Below are 15,891 nucleotides of genomic sequence, written 5' to 3' on the forward strand. Positions count from 1 at the left end.
CGTAGCAACCACGCGGGCGTACTTTTGGTTGACATGACAACCAGGATCTGACGGTTGCGGCGCTTTACGAGCCCGCGACTCAGTCCCGATCTTCCGAAGGCGACCGCGATGACAGCAACGACGTTCGAAGGCGTGGATGTGGTGATCACTGGTGGAAGCGATGGCATCGGCTTCGGCCTTGCCCGGCGCTTCCTGGCGGCAGGCAGCCGGGTGCTGGTCACCGGTCGCGACTCAGGCAAGCTCGAACGTGCCGCGTCGGCGGCGCCCGGCCTGCACACGCTGGTCAACGACATCGGGGTGGCCGAGGAGCGCGAGCGACTCGCGCAGTATCTGCAGGCGCAGTGCCCGGGGTTGCGCGTGGTGGTCAACAACGCAGGTATCCAAAGACGGGTGTCGCTCGCCGACGACCAGGCGCCTTGGGTGGAGCGCCAGCGCGAAATAGAGATCCTGTTTTCTGCCGTCGTGCATCTGAATCATCTGCTGATCCCGCTGTTGCTCAAGCAGAGAGAGCCCTGCCTTATCGCCAATGTATCGTCCGGCGGTGCCTTGATCCCGCAACCATTCGCGCCGGTCTACAGCGCCTGCAAGGCCGCGATCCGTAGCTACACCGCCAACCTCAGGTTCGCGCTGTCGGCGACGCCGGTTCGCGTCGTGGAAATCATCCCGCCCGCCGTCCGCACCGGCCTGGCGGGCACGGGCGTGGCGCATGGCGCGGACCTGGAGGTGTTCTGCGACGCGATCTTCGCCGGGCTCGAGGCAGGGCAGGCCGATGAACTCGGCTTCGGGATGACCGACTCGGCGGAGCTTCGGCAGCGTCTGGCCGTCGACCGCGCCTTGTTCGACGGTTTTTCCGGGCGTTTTCCGGTGCGCACGTATTGAGGCGTGGCATGCGCCGTTGCGACCAGGCCTTCAGGCCTGCCTCGCGCACGCAGCTTCCGTGCGTCGCGCTGTGCCGCGGGCATGACCTATGGCATGGCACGTCGCGGCGCCGCAGGCATAGCATGGGGGTTTGCCTGTTCGCCGCCGTTCCTGCCTGGAGATCCCATGAACAAGTCCACCGCCTGGATGGCGCCGTTGCTGCTGGCCGCCACTGTCGCGTTCCAGGCCTCGGCGCAGACCGCACCGCCGCGCGACGTGCCGTTCGCCGGCACGTTGAAGATCGATGTCGACGCCACCGATCTGGCGCACCGCATTTTCCGCGTGCGCAGCACCATTCCGGCCACGCCGGGGCCGATGACCCTGCTGTATCCGCAGTGGATCCCCGGCAACCATTCCCCGACCGGCCCGATCGACAAGGTGGCCGGGCTGGTGATCAAGGCCAACGGCAAGGTGCTGCCGTGGACGCGCGACCAGTACGACGTCTATGCGTTCAAGATCGACGTGCCCGCCGGCGTCAGCGAGATCGTCGCCGAGTACCAGTTCCTGTCCTCGCAGGGCGACGGCCAGGGCCGGGTGATGATGACCCCGGAGATGCTCAACCTGCAGTGGAACACCACCGCGCTGTATCCGGCCGGGGTGTACGCGCGCAACATCAAGGCGCAGGCCAGCGTGACCCTGCCGGCCGGCTGGAGCTACGCCACCGCTCTGGAGACCGCCGGGCGGACCGGCGACACGGTGACGTTCAAGCCGATCGATTTCGACGACCTGGTCGATTCGCCGATGTTCGCCGGCAAGTACTACAAGCGCATCGTGCTGGACAGCAAGGACAAGGCGCCGGTGGCGCTGAACGTGTTCGCCGACAAGCCCAAGTCGCTGGAGGCCAAGCCCGAGCAGGTGAAGGCGCACGTGGCCCTGGTGCAGCAGATGGACAAGCTGTACGGCGCGCGCCACTTCGACCACTACGAGTTCCTGCTGGCGCTGACCGACAAGCTCGGCGGCATCGGCCTGGAGCACCACCGCTCCAGCGAGAACAGCGGGCCGCTCGACTACTTCACCGAGTGGGACAAGAGCTGGGAGATGCGCGACCTGCTCGCGCACGAGTTCAACCACTCCTGGAACGGCAAGTACCGCCGCGGCGCCGACCTGGCCACGCCCAACTTCAACGTGCCGATGGGCGACAGCCTGCTGTGGCTGTATGAGGGTCAGACCCAGTTCTGGGGCGAGGTGATCGCCGCGCGCGCGGGGCTGTGGACGCAGGATCAGGCCCGCGACATGCTGGCCAACGTCGCCGCGGTCTACCAGCGCGGCCGTCCCGGCCTGGCCTGGCGCGCGCTGCAGGACACCACCAACGACCCGACCATGTCGATGCGCCGGCCGCGCGCCTACCGCAGCTACCAACTGAGCGAGGACTACTACTCCGGCGGGCAGATGCTGTGGCTGGAGGTCAACGCCAAGCTGCGCGAGCTCAGCGGCGGCAAGCGCTCGCTGGACGATTTCGCCAAGGCGTTCTTCGGCATGCACGACGGCGCCTGGGACGTGAACCCCTACACCTTCGACGACATCGTCGCCACGCTCAATGGGATCGCCAAGTACGACTGGGCGACCCTGCTGCGCAGCCGCCTCGACGCGCATGGTTCGCTGGTCGGCGGGATCGAGGCCAGCGGCTGGAGGCTGGTCTATACCGATCAGCCGAACGCGGCCAGCAAGACGTCCGAGTCGCGTAGCAAGAGCCTGGACCTGAGCTATTCGCTGGGCCTGAGCCTGGACCAACAGGGCCAGGTGCAGGCCGTGCTGTGGGACAGCCCGGCGTTCAATGCCGGCCTTATCGCCGGCAACCGCGTGGTCGCGGTCGGCGGCCGCGAGTACAGCGCCGAGGCGCTCAAGGACGCGGTCACCGCGGCCAAGGGCGGCAGCACTCCGCTCGAGCTGCTGGTCAAGCGCGGCGACCGCTACGACACCTTGCGCATCGCCTACTACGGCGGCCTGCAGTATCCGCACCTGGAGCGTATCGCCGGCACGCCGGATCGCCTGAGCGAGTTGTACAAGGCGCGTTGAGAGCGGCGAGCACGATCGCCCGCCCGTGCTTCGGTGCGCCGGGCGGTGCCGGTGCGCGGCGATGGCGTCATCGCGCTGGCGCGCGTCGCTGGAGGGCGATTGAGACGCCGGGTGGTTTGTGTTCGCTGCTTGGTTTCCACCGATGGCGCAGGCCACGCGAAGCCGTTCCTACAGCGAGCACAGCGCGGTGCGGGAGCGGCCGAGGTGGCTGATCTTCTTCCGCGAGGACGAGGTTTAGGCGGTGAAAATCAATGTCGTCGGCACCAGCGCAAGCGGGAAAAGCACGCTCGCCAGGCGGATCGCCAAGGAGCTTGCGATTCCCTATGTCGAAATGGACAGGCTCTACTGGCGCGCGGACTGGCAGGGGACACCGGACGATGCATTCCTGGAAAAACTGGAGCGTGCATTAGCTGCTTCTGCGGACTGGGTGCTGGATGGCAACTACGACCGGACGCGGCCCGTGAAATGGCGCGATGTGGACCTGGTGGTGTGGGTGGACTATGGGTTTGCCCGCACGCTATGCCAGGCTGTCGCCAGAGCGTTCAAACGGGCCTGGCACAAACAGGAATTGTGGCCAGGGACGGGAAATCGCGAGAGTTTTCGCCGCACATTCCTTAGTCGGGAGTCTATCATCGTCTGGATGCTCAAGACCTGGCGCAGCAACCGCGCGCGCTACGAGGCCGATCTGGACAACCCGCAGTACGCGCATATTCGCTTTGTGCGCATTACGCGACGTGATCAGGTGCAACACCTCCTTGTTGCCTTGAAGGCGCGCTGACGACCATCCCCGTCGCGACAAGCAAAGAGGACATCTTCCTGGGCGGCATCCGTCGGACCTGACTTCCCTCCCACACGATGCCTCCGGCTCCCGGCTCCCGGCTCCCGGCTCCCGGCGGCCGTGCGCGGCGGCTTGGGCCACCAGTCGGGGCGAAACGCAGCAGCGCGCCGCCGCGCATCGCCGCCGCTGGCGAGTGCGCGATGCTTTCCCGGCACCGCTTCACCCGGTAGGGGAGCGAGTGCGATGCGCCGCAGGCACCGCGTCGCGGACCTTGAGACCGCCAGCCACTATGCTGATGCATTGTCTGAGCGGACCAACACCAGATGGCGAAAGCGAAAACGGCCTATGTCTGCGGCGAGTGCGGCGCCGAGTACAGCAAGTGGCAGGGCCAGTGCGTCGAATGCGGCGCCTGGAACACGCTGAGCGAGATCGTGCTGGAGAGCGCGGCCACGGCCAAGGCGCCGGCCGCGGCGCGGCGCAGCGGCTGGGCCGGCAAGGCCGAGGCGCCGAAGATCACCGCGCTCAAGGACGTGGAGCATCGCGACCAGGCGCGCGTGTCCACCGGCATCGGCGAGTTCGACCGGGTGCTCGGTGGCGGCCTGGTCGAGGGCGCGGTGGTCCTGATCGGTGGCGATCCGGGCATCGGCAAGTCGACCCTGCTGCTGCAGGCGCTGGCGAAGATGGCCGGTACCCTGCCGGTGCTGTACGTGACTGGCGAGGAATCGCTGGGCCAGGTCGCCGGGCGCGCGGTGCGCCTGGACCTGCCGCTGGACGGCCTCAACGCGCTGGCCGAGACCGGCATCGAGCACATCCTGCAGCATGCCAGCGCGGCGCGGCCCAAGCTGATCGTCGCTGACTCGGTGCAGACCCTGTGGACCGAGGCGCTGACCGCCGCGCCCGGCTCGGTGAGTCAGGTGCGCGAGAGCGCGGCACGGCTGGTGCGTTATGCCAAGGAGACCGGCACCGCGGTGTTCCTGGTCGGCCACGTCACCAAGGAAGGCGGCATCGCCGGCCCGCGCGTACTCGAGCACATGGTCGATGCGGTGCTGTATTTCGAAGGCGAGAGCGGCAGCCGCTTCCGCCTGCTGCGCGCGTTCAAGAACCGCTTCGGCGCGGTCAACGAACTGGGCGTGTTCGCGATGGGCGAGAAGGGGCTGAAGGAAGTCTCCAACCCGTCGGCGATCTTCCTCTCCGGCGGCAGCGCGCACCAGCCAGGCAGTTGCGTGATGGTCACCCGCGAGGGCACGCGGCCGCTGATGGTGGAGGTGCAGGCGCTGGTTGATGCGTCGCCGCTGTCCAATCCGCGGCGCGTGGCGGTGGGACTGGAGCAGAACCGGCTGGCGATGCTGCTGGCGGTGCTGCACCGCCACGGCGGCATCGTGGTCGGCGACCAGGACGTGTTCGTCAACGTGGTCGGCGGCATCCGTGTGCAGGAGACCGCGGCCGACCTGCCGGTGCTGCTGGCGGTGCTGTCGTCGCTGCGCGACCGGCCGCTGGCGGAGAAGACCATCGCCTTCGGCGAGGTCGGCCTGTCCGGCGAGATCCGCCCGGTGCCCAACGGCGAGGACCGGCTGCGCGAGGCGGCCACGCACGGCTTCAAGCGCGCCATCGTGCCCAAGGCCAATGCGCCCAAGACCGGCACGGTCAAGGGCATGGAGGTGATCGCGGTGGAGCGCCTGGCGCAAGCGTTGGAGGCGGCGAGCGAGTAGTTGCCAGCGTTTCCCCTTGGCGGCGTTTATGCCACCATGCCGCCCGCTGCAGTGAGGCAGCGGTTCGAAAAAAAGGAAAATACAATGGAATGGATGTTGATGCCGCTCAAGCGTTACGCGGATTTTTCCGGGCGTTCGCGGCGCAAGGAGTACTGGATGTTCACGCTGTTGAACATCGTCGTGATCACGGTGCTGATGGTGTTGATGGGAATCGGTGGCGGCGTCGGCGGCCAGAATGGCACCAGCATGCTGTCGCTGGTGGCGGTGGTGCTGCTGGGCCTGTACTCGCTGGCCGTGGTGGTGCCGTCGATCGCGGTGCAGGTGCGCCGGTTCCACGATCAGGGCAAGTCCGGCTGGTACGTGCTGCTGGGTCTGATTCCCTGGGTGGGCGGCTTCGTGATCCTGGTCTTCATGTTCCTGGAAGGGGTCAAGGGCGCCAACGCCTACGGTCCGGATCCGAAGCAGGCCTGATCTGCGGTTGGATCCGCCGCGTCGGGTCCGCGACGCGGCTGCTGCCGATGTCGTGGCGTGCAGCGCCGTTTACGGCGAGGGTCGCCTCGGCGTTGAAACCGCGGCACGCGGATCCGGGGAATCGTGATTGGAGGATGTGCGCGACGACGCAGCGGCGTTCGCCGGCATGCTTGCCGCAGGTCGAGCGCACCGACACTCCGCGTCGCTGAAACGGCGCTCGCTTTTGCGAGCGCCGTTCTCGTTTATGCGCGAACGCAGGCGCGAGCGTCCGGCGTGATGCGTCAGTCCTTCCGGTACACCACGCCGAGCTTGTCGATCTCGTCGCCGTCGCGGCCGGTGAAGCCGGCGATGTGCCAGCCGCTGGGCGCGGTGAGCGTGTAGGTCTCGCTGGTCGGCGTGCCGGCGCTCAGGCTGCGGCCCTGGTTGGTGCGCAGGCTCAGCGAGAACAGCCGGGTGTGGCCGTTGTACTGGCCCACGCTCAACGTGGCGGAGGTCAGCCGCTCGTTGGCAGCCAGGCGCAGCGTGACCGCGTCGCCGCCGCTGCCGCCGTGGGCCAGGGTGCTGCCGTTGTCCAGGCCAAGTGCGATCCCGTCCAGGCGCTCGGCGCCACGCAGGGTCACGCTGGCGATGGTGCGTTGCTCGGCGCCCTTGGCGATGTCGTTGAACGGGGTGCCGTGCGGGCCGCCGTACTGGTCGCTGGTGCGCACGGTGGCACCGACCGCCCAGCCGAACTGCGCGGCCAGCGGGTAGTGGTCGGACAGCGGCTTGCCGTCGCTGTCGTAGAAGTGGCCGTCGTCGAGCTTGTAGCGGTTGGCGACCAGGGTCAGCTGCGGCGCGTCGCGGTACAGGATCTTGTCCACCACTTCGCAGTCATTGGTCGGCGGAGTGCCGCACAGCAGCGGCGCGGCGCCGGCGGCCGGCGCGCTGCCCTTGACCAGTTCCACCCACGTATCGGTCAGGCCGTTGCCGGCGATCAGCGTGCGGATGTTGTCGTCGGCGCGGGTGTAGCGGGTGTTGGAGTCCATCATCACCAGCACCGCGTTGCCGGCCGACCAGGTCTGGATGAACTGCGAGAGCTGGCTGATGTTGGCGCGCCGCGCGGCCAGGTCGCCGCTCTCGGTGCCGGCGTTGGGATGGGCGTTGTACACGTCCAGCAGCACGCCGTCGTCCAGGCGCACCCGCATGTAGCTGAAGCCCTTGGGAGTCAGGCAGTCGGTGCCGTTGCACTTGTCCCACTTGACGCGGGTGAAGTCGTCGAAGGGATAGTTGCTCAGCGTGTTGAGGCCGTCGCCGATCGCCGCGCCGCCGCTGGTGGGCGTGCGGTAGGGGTGCTTGTCGCCGGCGTACAACGTGGCGTGGTAGTTGAAATCTTCCTGCACGTTGATCAGGCCGTAGGGCGCCAGCTTCGGTGCGATCTGGGCGGTGTTGGCGGCCGGGTTGCTGCTGGAAATGCCCTGCGGCAGGCCGGCGACGTTGTAGGTGAGCACGTCGAGCACGCCGACGTCCGATTGCGCGTGGACCACGCCGGCGCAGGCCAGGCTCAATCCGATGCCGTAGCTCACGAGGGTGCGTAGATGCTGGATCATGAATCGCCTCTTGCGGGTTGGGAGGAACAGCGGGTGGCGCGAGCGCCAGGGGCGGTGCCGGAAGGCACCGATGCCGCCGCGCGACCGGCCGGGGCCGGCGCACGTGGCGTCATGGGGTCAGGAACTGCGGATCGAGTGCGGCCTCGACCGCGGCGGCGAAGGCCGGCAGCGGGCAGTCGTACGTGGCATCGACGCGGCTGCACTGCGGGATGAACACCGCCGATGCCAACGGCGGCGCCTGCACGGTCAGCGCGCGGCGTTCGCGCAGTTGCGCCAGGCTCTGCGCGGTGTAGCGCAGGCGGATCACTCGCTCGCCGTCGGCGCGGCGCCAGCGCTCGAACACCAGCGCGCCGCCGGGCACGGTCTGGTCGGGCTGGTAGCCGGGCAGCTGCCAGTGCAGGTCGAGCATGCCGGCCAGCAGGGTCAGGGTGCCGTCGTGGCCGGACAGCACCACCAGCCGCGCCGCGCCGCCGATCGGTGCGGCGTGCGTGGCCTGGCCGCTGCCTTCCAGCAACGTGGCCAGCAGCCGCGCCGCCAGCGGTGAGGCCGCCATGCGCGCCACCGCCGGCGCGCGCAGGCGCAGGGCGAACTCGGCCTGGTGCGGAGCGAAGGCGCGCAACAGGCTGGCGGCGTCGACGCCGCGCCAGCCCAGCGCGGCGAAGTCCTGGCCGTCGGCCCAGGCCATCAGCAGGCTTTCGCTGAGGCCGGAGGCGGCCGCGGCCGGGCCTTCGATGCCGGGGATGGATTCGCCGGCGTCGGCCAGCCGCGCCGGTACCGCGTCCAGGCGCTGCTTGCCGTTGCCGGCGTCGGCCGGGCAGGGCCGTTGCGTGCACTGCAGCAGCAGTTGTTGCAGGCTGTCGATGGCGTCGGCCTGGGCCGCGTTCCAGGCCTGCGCATCGCCGCCGATGCGGCCGGCGATGGCCGCGCGCATCTGCGCCACCGCGGCAGGACCGTGCAGCGCGGGCGCGCCGTCGAACAGCGGATCGGAGGCGCCGTCGGCGACGCTGTGCACCGGGTTGGCGCAGCCCGGTGTCAGCGTGCTGGCCAGTGCCTGTGCCGAGGCGAGCGTACGCTGGGTGCGGTTGGCCCAGTAGTAAGCGGCCGCGCAGCCGTCGCCGGCGAACAGCCCCAGCGATGCGTAATGCGCGCGGTAGTAGGTGCCGAACAGCCGTTCCAGTGCCGCGCCGTTCGCGGTGAGATGCCCGGCGGGGACGTCGAAGCGCGGCCACGGGCGCGCCGAGTAGCGCTCCAGTTGTTCCGCGCTGGACATCGCCGCGCGCACGCCGTGGCGCTTGAGGATGACGACTTTTTCCAGCGTCTCTGTCGCGGTCGGTTGCGTGGGTGCCGCGGCGCAGGCCAGCGGCGCGAGCAAGAACAGCGCGAGGGCGGCGAGGTGCGACAGCGATGGCATCGGCAAGCTCCAGGCAGAGGCGGTGCGTCGCGCGGCGGTGCGCGGCGGTGGCCGCGCCCGCGGCCATGCAGGCAGCGGGCGCCGGCTGGCTGCCGCGCGTGGGCGGCAGCGCGACGGATCAGAAACGTGCGCGCAGGCCGACCGACCAGGTGCGGCCGTAATCGGTGTAGCCGCCGAACAGGCGGTCGCCGACGTACTGGCGCTGCACGGCGCCGGTGAGATTGATCGCGTTGACGAACACCGACAGGGTGTCGTTGACCTTCCAGGCCACGTTCGCATCGAGGCTGCCGAACCTGTCGCTGTTGAGCGTGGCGACGTTGGCGGTGCCGACCGCATTGACGATGTCGTCGCTCCAGCCGTAGCTCACCCGCGCCATCAGCGGCCCCTTCTCGTAGAACAGCACCGCGTTGTAGGTGTTCTTGGCCACGCCTTCGAGGCTGTCGGTGAAGCTGCGGCTGCCGTCGCGGTAGGTGGCCTCGCTGTCGGTCCAGGTGTAGTTGAGCTGCATGCCCAGCCCGTCCAGCGGCGCCGGCAGGCCGGCGAAGACCTGCTGGTAGGCCACTTCCACGCCCTTGACGCTGGCCTGGCTGCCGTTGGTCTTGGACGAGAGCAGGTAGGTCTGGCCCTGGTACTGCAGGTTCGACAGCTGGGTCTGGATGAAGCGCGAGATGTCCTTGTAGAACACGCCGCCGGTCAGCGCCGAGGTGCCGTCGATGTACCACTCGAAGGTCAGGTCGTACTGCCAGGCCTCGAACGGGCACAACGACGGATTGCCGCCGCTGGCGGTGAGGATTTCGCCGCTGGAGTTGAAGGTGAGCTTGGACGACAGGTCGGTGAGGTCCGGGCGGGTGATGACCTTGGCCGCGGAGCTGCGCAGCACCATGTCGTCGCGCACGTCCCAGGCGGCATTGAACGAGGGCAGCGCGTTGCTGTAGCTTCGCGCGAAGTGCACCGGTTGCGCGCTGCCGTCGACGTCGGCGTGGCCGTCGGTGGTCTGCTCGGTGCGCACCAGGCGCACGCCGAGGTTGCCGCGCAGTTCGCGTCCGGCCAGTTGGCTGCCGAAGTCGGCCATCGCGTAGGCCGAGCCGATCTTTTCCTTCACCTCGTAGGAGTTCTGCAGGTCGGCGCTGTTGGGCGTGTTGACCAGATCCGCGGCGGTCGGCCAGGTGCCGAAGAAGGTCGATTCGATCGGCGCCAGCCAGTGCCGCGGCAGGTTGCCGTTGGCGTCGGCGAGCATGTCGTCCACCGGCAGCGCGGTGAAGTTGCCGGCCGGGAAGCGCACGCCGGCGATGCTGGTCAGCAGCAGGTCGGCGCGATCGTAGGTGCGCGAGCGCTGCCGGTACTTGGCGCCGAACTTGAGCTCGCGGAAGAAGCCGTCGCCGAGCGCGCGCTTGGCGTCGAACTGCAGCGCGTCCTCCTTGTCGCGCGCGTCGATCTCGCGCCATTCCAGGCGTCGGCCGGCCACGCTGGCCGGGTTGGTCGGATCGAAGCCGTTGGTGAAGCGCCAATCGGGTACGTCATCACCATCGGCCTGCGGCATGTCCACGCGCATCGACAGGTTGGTGCCGCTGCGCAGGCGCGTGCGCCGGATCGGATCGGAGTCGTAACTATGCGCTTGCGAGTGGAACGCCACCGCACCCAGCGTCCACGCATCGCCGCTCCAGGTGCTGGACAGGCGCGCGCTGCGGTTGTCGTCGGTGATGCCGGAGGTCTCGCGCGAGATCTGCACCTGGCCGTTGCGGTAGTCGAAGCCGGCGACGCCGCCGTGCGCCACGCGCAGGTTGCTGAGCTTGGCCAAGCTGTCGAAGCCCACGCCCAGGCTGTATTCGTCGTAGTGCACGGTCTGCTTGGCGTAGAGCAGGTCCAGGTTGGTTTCCCAGGCCGCGCTCGGCTTCCATTGCAGCGAGGCGGCGATGCCGGTGCGCTCGCGCTGCTCCAGTTCCAGCGTCGGACGCAGGCCGGTGGCCACATAGTTGGCGCCGGGCACGCCCGGCACGCCGTCGCGGTAGTAGTCCCAGCTCACTTCGTTGACCCGGTCCTGGCGCAGGCTGCGCTGCGCGTAGGCGCCGGAAAGCAGCAGGCCGAAGGTGCCGTCGGCATTGACCCAGTTGAACAGTCCGGATACGCGCGGATCGTTGGCGTGGGTGCGCTGCGCCTGACTCGATTCCAGCGACACGTTGGTCAGGGGTTTGCCCAGTTCCAGCGGGCGAAAAGTGCGCACGTTGACGATGCCGCCGATCGCGCCTTCGTCCAGGTCGGCGGTGGGGCTCTTGATCACCTCCAGGCCGGCGACCAGTTCCGCCGGCAGGGTGTCGTAGCGGAACTGGCGTCCGGTCTGGCCGGAGGTGCGCACGTTTTCGTTGACCGCCATGGTCTGGCCGTTGAGCGTGGTCACCTGGAAGTTGGGGCCGAGGCCGCGCACGCGCACGTACACGCCTTCGCCGCGGTCGCGCACGATCGACACGCCGGGCACGCGCTGCAGCGCTTCGGCCACGTTCTGCGCCGGCAGCTTGCCGATGTCCTCGGCGGCGATCACGTCGACCACGCTGTCGGCGTAGCGCTTCTCGCGCAGCGCGGCGCTGAGGCTGCCGGCGTAGCTGCCGAGCACCTGGATGCCGTCCAGTTGCTTGACCGGTGCATCCGCAGGCGTTGTCGGTGCCGGCGCTGGGACGGCGGTCATCGTCGCCGGTACGGTAGCGGCGGTTTCGGCCGGCGCGCTCGCTGCCTCGATCGTCACCGTGGTCGGCGTCAGGAAGCGGTAGCGCAGGCCGGTGCCGTCGAGCAGTTGCTGCAGCGCCTGCTCCGGCGCCACGCCGGCGCTGCTGCCATGGGTCTGCGGGTTGCCGGTGCTGCCGGCGGCATAGACGAACTGCAGGCCGGTCTGCCGCGACAGGACATTGAGCGCACGCGCCAGCGGTTGCGCGGGAATCGCATCGACCGCGACGGGTGCGGTCTGCGCGCCGGCGGCGCCGGCATGCAGGGCGAGGGCGATGGAAAGGAACAGGGTGCGGCGCATCGTCGGGTCCTGAGAGAGCGGGGTGGTGGTGCGCGCGGCATCGCCAGTGGGCGGTTGCCTGCGCTGTCCCTGGACTACGAGGTACGACGGCGAAGATCGGGCACCGTTTTTCGATGAATTTTCTGTGACACGTGCGGGGAGTGCTGGCGTCGCGTGCGCGCACGAACGCGTGCGTGCACGCTGCGTGTGACGCGTTGATGGCACGCGACTGCGCGCCGGCCGTCTGGTCTGGACGATGCGTGCGCTGCGCAGTGCGCGCCACGCACCTGCCGCGCTACTGCAGGCGTGCTTGCGTTTGGGGGCGGCTGCGCACGTGGATACCGTTGGCGCTGGTGCGCACCTGCAAGGTCGGCTGCGCATCCAGGAACGCGCGCAATGCGGCGACGTCGTCGCCACGCAGATTGCCGGTCAGCCGCATCGCCCCGGCGTCGGCGTCGTCGATCAGCAGGCGGGTGCGGTTGAGCCGGTTGAAGTCCTCGGCGACGTTGGCCAGCGGTTCGTCGCGGAACACGATGCGGCGTTGCCACCAGGCATGCATGGCCGCGACGTCCTCGTTGCCCAGTTCGACCCGGCCATCGGCGGTGTCGATGCGCGCGCTCTGGCCGGCGCCGAGATCGGCCAGCATCGGCTGCTGCGGCTGGTCCTGGCGCCACACGTGCACGCGGCCGGCCGAGACCTCGATGCGTGCCTGATCCTGGTGCAGGGCGATGTCGAAGGTGGTGCCGATGTCTTCCACGCGCAGGCCGCCGGCCTGCACCTGCAGCGGGCGCCGGTCGGGGGCGACCACGAAACTGGCCTGGCCCTGCAGCAACTGCAGCGTCCGGCTCCAGGGCGTCAGCGTGGCGCGTACCTGGGTCTGCGCGTTGAGCCGCACCGTGCTGCCGTCGGCCAGTTGCACGCTGCGTTGTTCGCCGAGCGCGGTGCGGTAGGTCTGGGCGGTCGGCCAGTTCCAGCCGACCAGCACCGCGACCGCGCACACCGCGGCGGCTGCGGCCAAGCGCCAGCGTGGCGCCGCGTTCGTGCGCGCGGCGCGCGCCGGCGTTGCCGCTGTCGCGCGCCGCGGCAACGGCAGGGCGATCACGTTGCCGGTTGCGGCGGCGGCGTCGTCGCTGGCGAGCAAGGCGTCCACGTCCAGGTCCATGCCGCGCAGCGCCTCGCCGAGTTCGCCGGCCACGCGCTGCATCGCCAGATACTCGCGCAGGTGCTGCGGCGAGGCGGTCAACCAGTCCAGCAACTGCTGTTCCTGTTTCGCATCCAGCGGCTGCATGCGCTGCACCGCATGCCAGTGCGCGGCCTCGGCGATGGCGCTGCGCGACGAGAAGGCGCTGTCGTTCACCAGCGGTCTCCGCTGTCGGCCAGCGCGCGGCGGCAGGCCGACAGGCCGCGCACCACGTGCTTCTTGACCATGTGCGGCGACACGCCCATGCGTTCGGCGATCTGCTTGTAGCTCAGCCCGTCGCGGTACTGCATCACCAGCACCGCACGGGTGCGCGCGGGCAGGTCGGCGAGCAGGGCCTGCAGGTGCTGCTGGCGCTGCCGCTGATGTGCGCTGTCTTCCACGTCGTCTCCCGCTGCCAGCAATTGCGAGAACTGCTCCATCTCGTCGATGCGCAGCGGCGCCTGGCGGCGGCGCGCGGCCTGTTCGCGCGCCAGGTTCTGCGCGACGGTGTACAGATAGGCTTCGGGATTGGCGATGGCCTCGCCCTGCTGCCGATGCGCGCGCAGCAGCCGCAGATAGGTCTCCTGCACCATGTCCTCGGCGTCTTCGCGCGCGCCACGGCGCACGAAGAAGCCGCGCAGCACCGGGCCGTGTTCGGCGAACATGCGCGCCCATGCGCGTTTGGGGTGAGCCGCCACCGAGCCTGCCTTGTTCCTTGGGTGCGGCGCAGGCTAGAAGCTGCTGATGACGGTTCGGTGACGTGGGGTGCGATGCGCGTGGAAGAAGGCGGCCTGCTTCGCGACGCGTGCGGGTGACGTCGCGCGGCTTCCAATCTTCAGAAAAGCGGCATCTGTAGGAGCGGCTTCAGCCGCGACCACGCGTTACCGGTGGCGCCTGTCGCGGCTGAAGCCGCTCCTACGACATCACGGTGATGCGTGGCGAATGCGACGGTTGGAAGTGGCCTGCAGTCGCGACGTGGGCTATCGGGAACGCCTGTCGCGGCTGAAGCCGCTCCTACGAAAGTCGTGGAAGCATCTCGCTGCGGGCGCTAATGCGAATCGCGCGCCACCGCATCGCCGCTGCTACCGACCAGGAAGTCCAGGTCCGCGCCCAGGTGCGCCTGCTGCACGTGCTCCACGTAGAGCTTGCTCCAGCCGCGCGTCGGCGCCGGCGGCGGCGTCCATTCGCTGCGCCGGCGCAGCAGTTCCTCGTCGCTGACTTCAAGGTGCAGCGCGCGGCCGGGGACGTCGAGTTCGATGATGTCGCCGTCGCGCACCAGCGCCAGGGTGCCGCCGGCGGCGGCTTCGGGCGAGGCGTGCAGCACTACGGTGCCGTAGGCAGTGCCACTCATGCGTGCGTCGGAGATGCGCACCATGTCGGTGATGCCGGCGCGCAGCAGCTTCGGCGGCAGCGGCATGTTGCCGACTTCGGCCATGCCCGGGTAGCCGCGCGGGCCGCAATGCTTGAGCACCATGATGCAGTCGGCGTCGATGTCCAGCGCCTCGTCGTCGATGCGCGCCTTGAAATCCTCGATGCTCTCGAACACCACCGCGCGCCCGCGGTGCCGCAGCAGGTGCGGGGACGCGGCCGAGGGCTTGATCACCGCGCCGTCAGGCGCCAGGTTGCCGCGCAGCACGGCGATGCCGGCCTCTGCGCGGACCGGTGCGTCCAGCGGATGGATCACCTCGCGGTTCCAGCACGGCGCCTGCGCCACGTTCTCGCCCACGGTGCGGCCGTTGACGGTGCGTGCGTCCAGCGCCAGTTCGCTGCCGAGCTCGCGCATCACCGCCGGCAGTCCGCCGGCATAGTAGAAGTCTTCCATCAGGTACTGGCCGGACGGTTTGAGGTTCACCAGGCACGGCAGCCGCGAGCCGAGCCGGTCCCAGTCGTCCAGCTGCAGCGGCACGCCCACGCGGCCGGCCAGGGCGAGCAGGTGCAGTACCGCATTGGTGGAGCCGCCGATCGCCGCATTGACCTTGATCGCGTTGGCGAAGGCGTCGGCGGTCAGCACCTGCGACATGCGCAGGTCCTCTTCCACCATCTGCACGATGCGTCGCCCGCTGAGCCGCGCCAGCCGCGCGCGACGCGCGTCCACGGCCGGGATCGCCGCGTTCTCCGGCAGCGACATGCCCAGCGCCTCGACCATGCTGGCCATGGTCGACGCGGTACCCATGGTCATGCAGCTGCCCTTGGAGCGCTGCATGCAGGCCTCGGCCTCGACGAAGTCGTCCTGGCTCAGGGTGCCGGCGCGAACCATCTCCGACATCTCGATCACGCCGGTGCCCGAGCCGAGCGGTTGCCCGCGCCAGTTGCCCGACAGCGACGGCCCGCCGGACACGCCGATGGTCGGCAGGTCCACGCTGGCCGCGCCCATCAGCAAGGACGGGGTGGTCTTGTCGCAGCCCATCAGCAGCACCACGCCATCCAGCGGATTGGCGCGAATCGATTCTTCCACGTCCATGCTGGCCAGGTTGCGGAACAGCATCGCGGTGGGGCGCATCTGCGTTTCGCCCAGCGACATCACCGGGAACTCCAGCGGGAACCCGCCGGCCTCGTACACGCCTTTTTTGACGTGCTCGGCCAGTTCGCGCAGATGGCCATTGCACGGGGTCAGTTCCGACCAGGTGTTGCAGATGCCGATCACCGGGCGGCCATCGAACATGTCGTGCGGATGCCCGGCGCTCTTGAGCCAGCTGCGGTAGTAGAAGCCCTGCTTGCCTTCGCGCCCGAACCACGCCTGGCTGCGGCGCGGCGGTTTGCTGGGTGAGCCCATGTCGGCGGATTCCTCGTGTCCAGGACGCCGGGATCCGCCTGCGCGCAAGCCGCC

At 69.1% G+C, this 15,891-nt stretch carries 11 protein-coding genes; 5 read left to right on the plus strand and 6 right to left on the minus strand.

The window, feature by feature from the left end; translation table 11 throughout:
- Positions 1-108 precede the first annotated feature (108 nt).
- The 5 genes from FHR66_RS03940 to FHR66_RS03960 all read left to right on the plus strand — a co-directional run bounded on the left by FHR66_RS03940 (position 109) and on the right by FHR66_RS03960 (position 5,892).
- Complete coding sequence (locus FHR66_RS03940) at positions 109-879, plus strand: SDR family NAD(P)-dependent oxidoreductase (protein WP_160964386.1); 771 nt, start codon at positions 109-111, stop codon at positions 877-879.
- A gap of 165 nt (positions 880-1,044) precedes the next feature.
- A complete protein-coding gene (locus FHR66_RS03945) occupies positions 1,045-2,934 on the plus strand; it encodes a M61 family metallopeptidase (RefSeq protein ID WP_160964387.1) in 1,890 nt (629 codons plus the stop codon).
- A gap of 241 nt (positions 2,935-3,175) precedes the next feature.
- Positions 3,176-3,712, plus strand: a complete 537-nt coding sequence (locus tag FHR66_RS03950) for a P-loop NTPase family protein (protein WP_160964388.1) — start codon at positions 3,176-3,178, stop codon at positions 3,710-3,712.
- A 323-nt stretch (positions 3,713-4,035) separates the two neighbouring features.
- On the plus strand, positions 4,036-5,421 hold the full coding sequence (gene radA, locus FHR66_RS03955) for a DNA repair protein RadA (protein ID WP_160964389.1): 1,386 nt from the start codon (positions 4,036-4,038) through the stop codon (positions 5,419-5,421).
- Positions 5,422-5,505: 84 nt separating this feature from the next.
- Positions 5,506-5,892 (plus strand): DUF805 domain-containing protein, encoded by a 387-nt coding sequence (locus FHR66_RS03960; RefSeq protein WP_160964390.1) that lies wholly within the window; start codon positions 5,506-5,508, stop codon positions 5,890-5,892.
- Positions 5,893-6,173: 281 nt separating this feature from the next.
- Here FHR66_RS03960 and FHR66_RS03965 read toward each other — a convergent pair whose 3' ends face one another.
- The 6 genes from FHR66_RS03965 to FHR66_RS03990 all read right to left on the minus strand — a co-directional run bounded on the left by FHR66_RS03965 (position 6,174) and on the right by FHR66_RS03990 (position 15,837).
- Positions 6,174-7,478, minus strand: a complete 1,305-nt coding sequence (locus tag FHR66_RS03965) for a jacalin-like lectin (protein ID WP_160964391.1) — start codon at positions 7,476-7,478, stop codon at positions 6,174-6,176.
- 109 nt (positions 7,479-7,587) lie between these two features.
- On the minus strand, positions 7,588-8,889 hold the full coding sequence (locus tag FHR66_RS03970; protein WP_237475191.1) for a histidine-type phosphatase: 1,302 nt from the start codon (positions 8,887-8,889) through the stop codon (positions 7,588-7,590).
- Positions 8,890-9,007: 118 nt separating this feature from the next.
- Positions 9,008-11,905, minus strand: coding sequence for a TonB-dependent receptor (locus FHR66_RS03975; RefSeq protein ID WP_160964392.1), 2,898 nt, complete (start codon positions 11,903-11,905; stop codon positions 9,008-9,010).
- Positions 11,906-12,179: 274 nt separating this feature from the next.
- Entirely contained in the window at positions 12,180-13,172 is a 993-nt protein-coding gene (locus FHR66_RS03980; protein WP_160964426.1) for a FecR family protein, read from the minus strand.
- A 65-nt stretch (positions 13,173-13,237) separates the two neighbouring features.
- The gene (locus tag FHR66_RS03985) at positions 13,238-13,762 is read right to left on the minus strand and encodes an RNA polymerase sigma factor (RefSeq protein ID WP_167087356.1); all 525 of its coding nucleotides are present in this window, start codon (positions 13,760-13,762) and stop codon (positions 13,238-13,240) included.
- A 350-nt stretch (positions 13,763-14,112) separates the two neighbouring features.
- Positions 14,113-15,837 carry an IlvD/Edd family dehydratase gene (locus FHR66_RS03990; RefSeq protein ID WP_160964394.1) on the minus strand — a complete coding sequence of 575 codons (1,725 nt, stop codon included), beginning with the start codon at positions 15,835-15,837 and terminating at the stop codon, positions 14,113-14,115.
- Between the last annotated feature and the right edge of the window lie 54 nt (positions 15,838-15,891).

Source organism: Xanthomonas sp. F4, from assembly GCF_011761895.1.